General features: G+C 72.4%; 4 protein-coding genes. All 4 read right to left on the bottom strand.

Annotated features, from left to right (window positions below; genetic code table 11):
• Positions 1–18 precede the first annotated feature (18 nt).
• The 4 genes from DQW06_RS14615 to DQW06_RS14630 are packed head-to-tail and all read right to left on the bottom strand — an operon-like array spanning position 19 to position 4,286.
• Positions 19–1,125 carry an ABC transporter ATP-binding protein gene (locus DQW06_RS14615; RefSeq protein WP_117198665.1) on the bottom strand — a complete coding sequence of 369 codons (1,107 nt, stop codon included), beginning with the start codon at positions 1,123–1,125 and terminating at the stop codon, positions 19–21.
• The gene (locus tag DQW06_RS14620; protein ID WP_013154641.1) at positions 1,122–2,237 is read right to left on the bottom strand and encodes an ABC transporter ATP-binding protein; all 1,116 of its coding nucleotides are present in this window, start codon (positions 2,235–2,237) and stop codon (positions 1,122–1,124) included. Before DQW06_RS14620 ends, DQW06_RS14615 begins: the two co-directional genes overlap by 4 nt.
• A gap of 1 nt (position 2,238) precedes the next feature.
• The gene (locus tag DQW06_RS14625; RefSeq protein ID WP_013154642.1) at positions 2,239–3,282 is read right to left on the bottom strand and encodes an ABC transporter permease; all 1,044 of its coding nucleotides are present in this window, start codon (positions 3,280–3,282) and stop codon (positions 2,239–2,241) included.
• Positions 3,282–4,286 carry an ABC transporter permease gene (locus DQW06_RS14630; RefSeq protein WP_013154643.1) on the bottom strand — a complete coding sequence of 335 codons (1,005 nt, stop codon included), beginning with the start codon at positions 4,284–4,286 and terminating at the stop codon, positions 3,282–3,284. The genes DQW06_RS14625 and DQW06_RS14630 overlap by 1 nt, the downstream gene beginning before the upstream one ends.
• Between the last annotated feature and the right edge of the window lie 165 nt (positions 4,287–4,451).

Below are 4,451 nucleotides of genomic sequence, written 5' to 3' on the forward strand. Positions count from 1 at the left end.
CCCCCCCCGCCGGTCGGCTCAACCGGTGCCGTGCACGATGCGCTCGGCCATCTCCTCCCTGGGCTGGATCTCGCCCGAGAGGATCTGCTCGGCGTAGTGGCAGGCCACCCTGTGGGTGCCGCCCCCGGCGGCGTTCCCGACCGGGCGCAGTTCGGGCCGCTCGGTGTCGCACCGCTCCTTCTGCCGCCACGGGCAGCGGGTGTGGAAGCGGCAGCCCTCGGGCGGGTCGGCGGGCGAGGGCAGGTCTCCCGCCAGCAGGATGCGCTCGCGGCTGTCCTCCACCTCCGGGTCGGGGACCGGCACCGCCGACATGAGGGAGCGCGTGTACGGGTGCATCGGCGTCTCGTACAGGTCGTCGCTGGAGGCCTCCTCCACCAAGCCGCCCAGGTACATCACCCCGACCACGTCACTGACGTGGCGGACCACGGCCAGGTCGTGCGCGATGACCAGGTAGGTCAGCCCCAGTTCCTCCTGGAGGCTCTCCAACAGGTTGAGCACCTGGGCCTGGATCGACACGTCCAGCGCCGACACCGGCTCGTCGCAGATGATGAGGTCGGGCTCCAGCACCAGCGCGCGGGCGATGCCGATGCGCTGGCGCTGGCCGCCGGAGAACTCGTGCGGGTAGCGGGTGAGCGCCTTGGCCGACAGGCCCACCCTCTCCAGGGCGTCGACCACGCGCCTGCGCTGGTCCTCCAGGACCAGGGCGCGGCGCTCCCTGCCGCCGGAGGGCCCCTCCCCCGGCGCGGGGCCGCCGATCCCGTGGGTCTGCAAGCCCTCCAGCAGGATGGAACCGATGTTCTGCCGGGGGTTGAGGCTGCCCAGCGGGTCCTGGAAGACCATCTGGAGGTTCTTGCGCTGACGGCGCATCGACTCCTCGTCCAGACCGGCCAGGTCCTGCCCGCCGAAGAGCACCTCGCCCTCGGTGACGTCCACCAGGCGCAGCACCGCGCGGCCCAGGGTGGTCTTGCCGCAGCCGGACTCGCCCACCAGGCCGTAGGTCTGGCCGCTCTCGATCTCCAGGCTGACGCCGTCGACCGCGCGCACGTGGCCGATGGTGCGGTCGAAGAACACCCCCTTCCTGATGGGGAAGTGCACCTTGAGGTCGTTGATCCGCAGCAGGCTCATCCCCGCTCCTCCTCGTCGTCGCCGTCCGGACCGTCCGAGCCGTCCAGCGTGGGCCGGTCGGTCACGTCCGCGTCCCGGATCGGGTTCACGCACCGGTGCACGTGTGCGGCAGCCGGGCCCTCCCCGGAGCGGCCGCCCTCCTCCACGCCCGCCGCGGCGCCCACCGCCACGAGCTCCGGCGGCCCCTGGAGGCACTCCATCGTGTAGTGGTCGCAGCGGGGCGCGAACGCGCACCCCTGCGCCCAGGCGATGTTGTCGTTGACCGACCCCCGGATGGGGGTGAGCCGTTCGCCGCGCGGGGCGTCCAGCCGGGGGATGGAGCCCAGCAGGCCGACCGTGTAGGGGTGGGTGGGGTCGGCGAACAGCGGCGCGCGCGGCGCCGTCTCCACCGCCCGCCCCGCGTACAGGACGTTGATGTCGTCGCACAGCCCGGCGACCACGCCCAGGTCGTGCGTGATCATCAGCAGGGCGGTGCCCTCCTCGGTGACCAGGTCCCGGAGCAGCTCCAGGATCTGCGCCTGGATGGTGACGTCCAGGGCGGTGGTGGGCTCGTCGGCGATCATCACGCGGGGGCGGCAGGCCACCGCCATGGCGATGAGCGCGCGCTGGCGCATGCCGCCCGACAGCTGGTGCGGGTACTCGCGCAGCCGCCGCCCGGGGTCGGGGATGCCCACCCGGTCCAGCAGGTCGGCGGCCTCCTTGTCGGCGGCCGAACCGCGCATCCCCCGGTGGCGGCGCAGGATCTCGGTGACCTGGCGGCCGATGGGCACCACGGGGTTGAGGGAGCTGAGCGGGTCCTGGAAGATCATCGCCAGCTGGGAACCGCGCAGGTCGCGCATCCGTCTCTGCGGCAGCTTCAACAGGTCGACGGGGCCGTCTGGCAGCCGCATGACGGCGCTGCCGCCGACCCGCACCCCCCGGTCGGGGAGCAGGCCCATGAGGGCGAGCGAGGTGACGCTCTTGCCGCAGCCGGACTCGCCGACCAGGCCGGTCACCCGGCCCTCCTCCAGGGTGAAGGACACCCCGTCCACGGCCCGCACCTCGTCGGAGCCGCGTCCGCCGAACACCACGGACAGCTCGTCCACCGCCAGCAGCGGCGTGCTGGAACTCATGTCACTTCCTCAGCTTGGGGTCGAGCGCCTCCCGCATCGCCTCACCCAGCAGGGTGAAGCCCAGGGCGGTGACGATGATGGCCAGCGCCGGGTACACGGCCAGCTGCGGCGCGCTGGACAGGAACCGCTGGGCGTCGGCGAGCATGGTCCCCCATTCGGGGAAGGCCGGGTCCGGGTTGCCCAGACCCAGGTAGGACAGGGCCGCCGCGTCGATGATGGCGGTGGCCAGGGTGAGCGTGGACTGCACGATCACCGGGCCGAGCGAGTTCGGCAGGATGTGCACGAGGGCGATCTTGTGTTTGCGCACGCCCAGCGCGCGGGCGGCCAGCACGTAGTCGCGGTTGCCCTGGGAGAGCATCGCGCCGCGCAGGAGGCGGGCGAAGATGGGGATCTGCGCCACGCCGACCGCGAACATCACCGTGGTCAGGCTGGGGCCGACCAGGGCGGCGATGGTGACCGCAAGCAGCAGGGTGGGCAGCGCCAGCATCATGTCGATGACGCGCATGACGGCGTTGTCCACCTGGCGCCCCCAGCGGCCGCCGAGGACCGCGGCGGCCCCGGCCGCGCCGCCGAGCAGCGCGCCGACGCCGAGGCCGACCAGGGTGGCGACCACGCCGACCAGGAGGGTCTGGCGGGCGCCGATCACCATGCGGGAGAACTGGTCGCGGCCGAGGTTGTCCAGGCCCAGCCAGTTCTCGGCGCGCGGGCCGACGAACACGTTGCGGTTGGGGAAGACCTCGTCGCCCCAGCTCTGCGAGACGGGGTCGTAGGGCGCGATGAGCGGCGAGAACAGCGCCACGACGAGGAACACCACGACGATCACGGCGCCGGTGATGGCCATGGGGCTGCGGCGCATGCGCTCGAAGGCGGTGCGCCAGATGCCCGCGCCGTGTTCGCCCTCCTCGCGCTGGCCCATGAGTTCGGCCAGCCGGTCCACCCTGGCCGCCTTGCGTCCCAGGAGGGGCGTGCGCTGGGCCGCGGTGCCCTCGGGCTCCGGGGCGCCCGCGGGTTCGGACCGGTTGTGGGGGCTCGGTGTCGTCGGCATCACTGGGCCCGCACTCTCGGGTCGAGGAGGCTGTAGGAGATGTCCACCAACAGGTTGATGAACACGTACATGGTCGCGATGAGCAGGATGAACCCGGTCAGGACCGGGTAGTCGCGCCCCTGCGTGGCCGCGTAGACGAACGAGCCGATGCCGGGGAAGGCGAAGACGCTCTCGGTGAGCACCGCCCCGGCGAACAGGCTTCCGGTGAGCAGTCCGACGGAGGTGACCACGGGGAGCATGGCGTTGCGCATCACGTGGCGGGTGCGCACGGTGTTGCGGTGCAACCCCTTGGCGTTGGCGGTGCGCACGTAGTCCTCGCCGACCACCTCCAGCACGCTGGCGCGGGTCATCCGGACGATCACGGCGAGCGGGATCGAGGCCAGCGCGATCCCGGGCAGCACGAGGTGGAGCAGGGCGTCCCACACCACGTCGAGTTCCCCGGTCCGCAGGCCGTCGAGGACGACGAACCCGCTGAGGTCGGTGCGGATCAGGCCCGGGGAGAGCCGGAAGGCGGAGGGGAACATCCCGAGCCGCTCGGCGAAGACCACCTTCAGGATGAAGGCGAGGAAGAACACCGGCGTGCAGATGCCCAGGAGGGATCCGCCCACGGCCGCGAAGTCCAGCACGGAGCCGCGCCTGCGCGCGGCGAGGTAGCCGAGGGGGACGCCGATGACGACCGCGATCAGCATCGCGGTGACCGACAGTTCGAACGTGGCCGGGAAGCGGGTGAGGAACTCCTCGGTGACCGGCCGTCCGGTGGAGAGCGAGGTCCCGAGGTCGCCCTGGAGGATACGGCGCAGGAAGGCCAGGTACTGAACCGTGATCGGTTCGTCCAGGCCGAGGGAACGACGCAGCGCGGCGCGCTGTTCGGCCGTCGCGTCGTCGGGGAGGAGGGCGTACTCCGGTCCGCCCGGCAGCCGTTGCAGCCAGACGAACAGCAGGATCGACAGGCCGCCCAGTGTCGGGATCAGCTGGAGGAGACGCCTGACGATGAATCGCAGCACCTTCGCCGCCTTTCGCCAGTGGTGGGAACGATGGACGCGAAGCGTCCCCCGCCGGGTCGCGGCGGGAGTTCGAGCGGGTGGTTGGGACAGGGGCCCGGGCGGCGCGCGTGCGGCGCGCCCCGCCGGGCGGTGCCGCGGCGCGGGGCGCGCGGGCCCGGTCGGGCC

Origin of the sequence: Nocardiopsis sp. TNDT3 (assembly GCF_003427465.1) — a bacterium.
GTDB classification, from domain to species: Bacteria; Actinomycetota; Actinomycetes; order Streptosporangiales; family Streptosporangiaceae; genus Nocardiopsis; species Nocardiopsis dassonvillei.

Coding starts and splice junctions, on each gene's coding strand:
- DQW06_RS14615 (WP_117198665.1), bottom strand. CDS start 1,125: ATGAGCCTGCTGCGGATCAACGACCTCAAGGTGCACTTCCCCATCAGG.
- DQW06_RS14620 (WP_013154641.1), bottom strand. CDS start 2,237: ATGAGTTCCAGCACGCCGCTGCTGGCGGTGGACGAGCTGTCCGTGGTG.
- DQW06_RS14625 (WP_013154642.1), bottom strand. CDS start 3,282: ATGCCGACGACACCGAGCCCCCACAACCGGTCCGAACCCGCGGGCGCC.